The 3,593-nt window shown below is 64.1% G+C and carries 2 protein-coding genes; one reads left to right on the top strand and one right to left on the bottom strand.

Features of this window, described 5'->3' with window-relative positions; all coding sequences use genetic code 11:
* Positions 1-37: 37 nt before the first annotated feature.
* Positions 38-2,476 carry a tetratricopeptide repeat protein gene (locus RUW20_RS08170; protein WP_313951711.1) on the top strand — a complete coding sequence of 813 codons (2,439 nt, stop codon included), beginning with the start codon at positions 38-40 and terminating at the stop codon, positions 2,474-2,476.
* Between the two features lie 73 nt (positions 2,477-2,549).
* Here the strand turns inward: RUW20_RS08170 and RUW20_RS08175 are convergent, their stop codons facing one another.
* Entirely contained in the window at positions 2,550-3,374 is an 825-nt protein-coding gene (locus RUW20_RS08175) for a neuromedin U (protein WP_313951712.1), read from the bottom strand.
* Between the last annotated feature and the right edge of the window lie 219 nt (positions 3,375-3,593).

Here is a 3,593-nt window from a genome sequence, read left to right on the forward strand (position 1 = left end):
GGTCGCGGACGCGATCGCGCGGTGAGAAAGCCCATCCATGACCAGACGATCCCGACACGGGGATCGGCCGCCTGCAGCAGCGCCTGCAGCCGCCGCCAATCCTGACCGGCAACGTAATCGCCTGTGGGCCGCCGGCCTGGCACTACTGCTCGCGGTCGCCGCGATCGCCGCGGTCGCCTTCCTGGCGACGCTACCGAAGGTCGTGCCAGCCGCATCCGTACCGTCACCGTCCGTGGCACCGATTGCCGTGTCGGAGCCAGCGCCGGCGTCCGGTCCCGCCACTTACGTCGGGGCCGACAGCTGCAAGACCTGTCATCAAAGCGAGTTCGCGGCCTGGACCGGTTCGCATCATCAGCTGGCGATGCAGGAGGCGACGGCCTCGACCGTGCTCGGCAATTTTGCCAACACCAGCTTCGCTTACCGGGGCGTCGAGTCGCGCTTCTTCAAGAGCGACGACAAGTTCATGGTGCGTACCGACGGTCCCGACGGCAAACTGGTCGACTACCCGATCAGCTACACCTTCGGGGTCTATCCACTACAGCAGTATCTGATCGCCTTCCCCGGCGGGCGCTACCAGCTGCTGCCAATCGCCTGGGACACGCGACCGAAAGGCGAGGGTGGGCAGCGCTGGTTCCACCTCTATCCCGACCAGAAGCTCGACCACAAGGACCCCCTGCACTGGACCGGGATCTATCAGAACTGGGCGCTGCAGTGCGCCGAGTGCCATTCGACCAATCTGCGCAAGGGATACGACGCGGCCAGCAATACCTACCAGACCACCTATAGCGAGATCAACGTCGCCTGCGAATCGTGCCACGGCCCGGCCTCTACTCATCTGGCCTGGGCGGAGAAGGCCAAGCCGCCCTACGCCGCGCACGATGACAAGGGCCTGCCATCGCTGCAGAGCCGCTGGGGCGAAGCGTGGCGTTTCCCCGCAGGCGGCGCCCGGTCAGCCGCGCGCGATCAGGCTCCCGATCACGCCGGGATGAACACCTGCGCAGCGTGCCACTCACGCCGCTCCACGCTTGATGAAAGGAGGAAGGCCGGCGCGCCGCTGGAAGACAGCCATCGTCTGGCGATGCTCACCGCTCCGAACTATCACGCCGATGGACAGCAACGCGAAGAAGTCTATGTCTGGGGTTCCTTCCTGCAGAGCAAGATGTACCAGCGTGGCGTGACCTGCATGGATTGCCACGAGCCGCACTCGCAGAAGTTGCGTGTCGAAGGCAATGCGCTGTGTACCCGTTGCCACCAGGCAAGCGAGTTCGATGTCCCCAAACATCACCAGCATCCGGTGGGTGGCAAGGGTGCGCAGTGCGTCAGCTGCCACATGCCGACACAGAACTACATGGTCATCCACGCCCGGCCGGATCACAGCCTGCGCATACCGCGTCCCGACCTGTCGCTCTCGCTGGGCAGCCCGAATGCCTGCAACCAGTGCCATACCGACAAGAAACCACAGTGGGCGGCCGCCGCCATGGACAAGTGGTACGGCAAGGCCTGGCGTGAGCGACCGCACTACGGCACCATCCTGCACGCCGGTGAGACACAGGGGGTGCGCGCGCTACCCGGCCTGCTCGAGCTGGCCAGCAGCCCGGCCGCCCCGGCGATCGTCCGGGCGACCGCAGCGACACTGGCCCAGCCGTACGCCAATCCCGGCACCCTGCAGGCCGCACGGGCGCTACTGCAGGACGCCGACCCCTCGGTGCGCATCGCGGCGCTGGGAATGATCGCGCCCGTCGATGCGCTGAACCGGGTGCTGAGTGCCTCGTCCTTGCTGTCGGATCCCGTGCGTGGCGTACGCATCGAGGCCGCGAGGGTTCTTGCCGACGTGCCGGACAGTCAGATTCCGGCGGGTCGGCAGGCAGCTCGACAGGCGGCCTTGCTGGAGTACGAGGCCTCACTCGAACAGGAGGCCGACTGGCCAGGGGTGAACGTCAACCGCGGTAACCTGCGCTTGCGCCAGGGACGCGTCGACGAGGCGGTCGCTGCCTTTCAGCGGGCGATTGCGCTCGACCCCGTTTTCGCCGGCGGCTACGTCAACCTGGCGGATGCGTGGCGGCAGCAAGGGCGTGATCCGGAGGCCGAGAAGGTATTGCGTCAGGGCCTGGCCGTTCTGCCGCGCAATGCCGACCTGCATCACGCGTTGGGCTTGCTGCTGACCCGCAAGGGTGAGAGCGCTGCGGCGCTCAAGGAGTTCGCCGACGCGGCCAGACTCTCCCCGGACAACGCGCGTTATGTCTATGTCGAGGCGATTGCTGTGCACTCGGCCGGCAAGCCGGCCGACGCCCTGGCCTTGCTGCGAAAGGCCAACCAGCGCCACCCGAACGACCTCGAGATCCTCAGTGCGCTGATCTCGATCAGTCGCGAGGCCGGCGACCAGCGCGCGGCACTGCGCTACGCCAGAAAAGCCGCCGAGCTGCTGCCCGATGACCAGAGCGTGAAGCAGCTGGTCAGCGAGCTGGAAGGCCGGTAAGGGCAGCGTCGAGCTGAAATCAGTCTGCAGATCGGCGTTCCAGCGGCCAGAACGCCGGCCTCAGCGGCCTGCGCTACTTGGGGAACATCAACTGCACCTGGAAGCGTAGTTGCCAGTTGGCCGCGTTGTCCGGATGCGCGACGTTGTAGTAGGCGCTGAGCTGGGTGTTTACGGGCAATCGGCCGAAGTGGAAGATCTTGCCGACGCCGCCGCCGAGTGGCACGGTCCAGCGTTCGCTGTTGTCGGCCTTCCAGTTGGCGGTGATGATCGGAGATGTTGTCAGGTACGTTCCGCCCGGGAAGTTGTAGTTCAGGAACGGCTGGATCAACCCATTGTTGTAGCTTCCACCCTGCTTGTCGCTGGACAGCGACCAGATATTGTTGACCAGCGCACCGTAGACCCAGGGGTTTCCTTTTTCGAGCTTCAGCACGACAAACGTCGGGCCGAGACCCCAGTTGTCATTACCCAGGCGATTGTTGCTGTTGGTCGGCATCTGGGCGATGGCACCTACCCCCCAGATCAGGCCCTTCGGCTGGGCAGGGGAGAGAAATGCGGCGAACTGGATGTCGCCCAGCCCGGTCGTTGAATCCTGCCCGGGCGTAAACCCCGGCTGCGTAATCACCGGCATGATGGTGCGCGTGATGATGTTCCATTCGCTGTTGACCTCGATCGGGATCACCGGCTGGATGTTGAGGATGTTCTGCGTTCCGTCACGTGGTCCGACGTTAAAATTGGTGTTGTTCTGGAAAGGCACGCTGACCAGATTACCGACCGGGTTTTGGGAAATCTTGGCGAGTTCTTCGGCGCTCATTGCGGCGTGCGCCGTGGACGGCACGCCAATAGCGATGAGCATCGCCCCGGCTAGCATCGAAATGAAGCGTTTTGGGTTGTCCATCATGTCAATTCCTTAAGCAAAGCCGGATTATGCCAAACATGCCAACACATTGCGATGATCAGGGTGATCCGCTCTGAACGCCATTGGGGTACGACGACCGCCGAATCCGGCAGTCTGGCCTTCGGCGTCAGGCAGCGCTCATTGCACAAAACAACACTCTAGAAGCGACCCACTTGGGCCGCTTCAATCAAAACAGATTTGACCGCTTGGGCCGCAAATTGC

The organism is Accumulibacter sp., assembly GCF_032229525.1.
Lineage (GTDB): Bacteria > Pseudomonadota > Gammaproteobacteria > Burkholderiales > Rhodocyclaceae > Accumulibacter.

What these genes read in the sequence shown, in the direction of transcription:
- RUW20_RS08170 (WP_313951711.1), top strand. Translation starts at nt 38, where the DNA reads ATGACCAGACGATCCCGACACGGGGATCGGCCGCCTGCAGCAGCGCCT.
- RUW20_RS08175 (WP_313951712.1), bottom strand. Translation starts at nt 3,374, where the DNA reads ATGATGGACAACCCAAAACGCTTCATTTCGATGCTAGCCGGGGCGATG.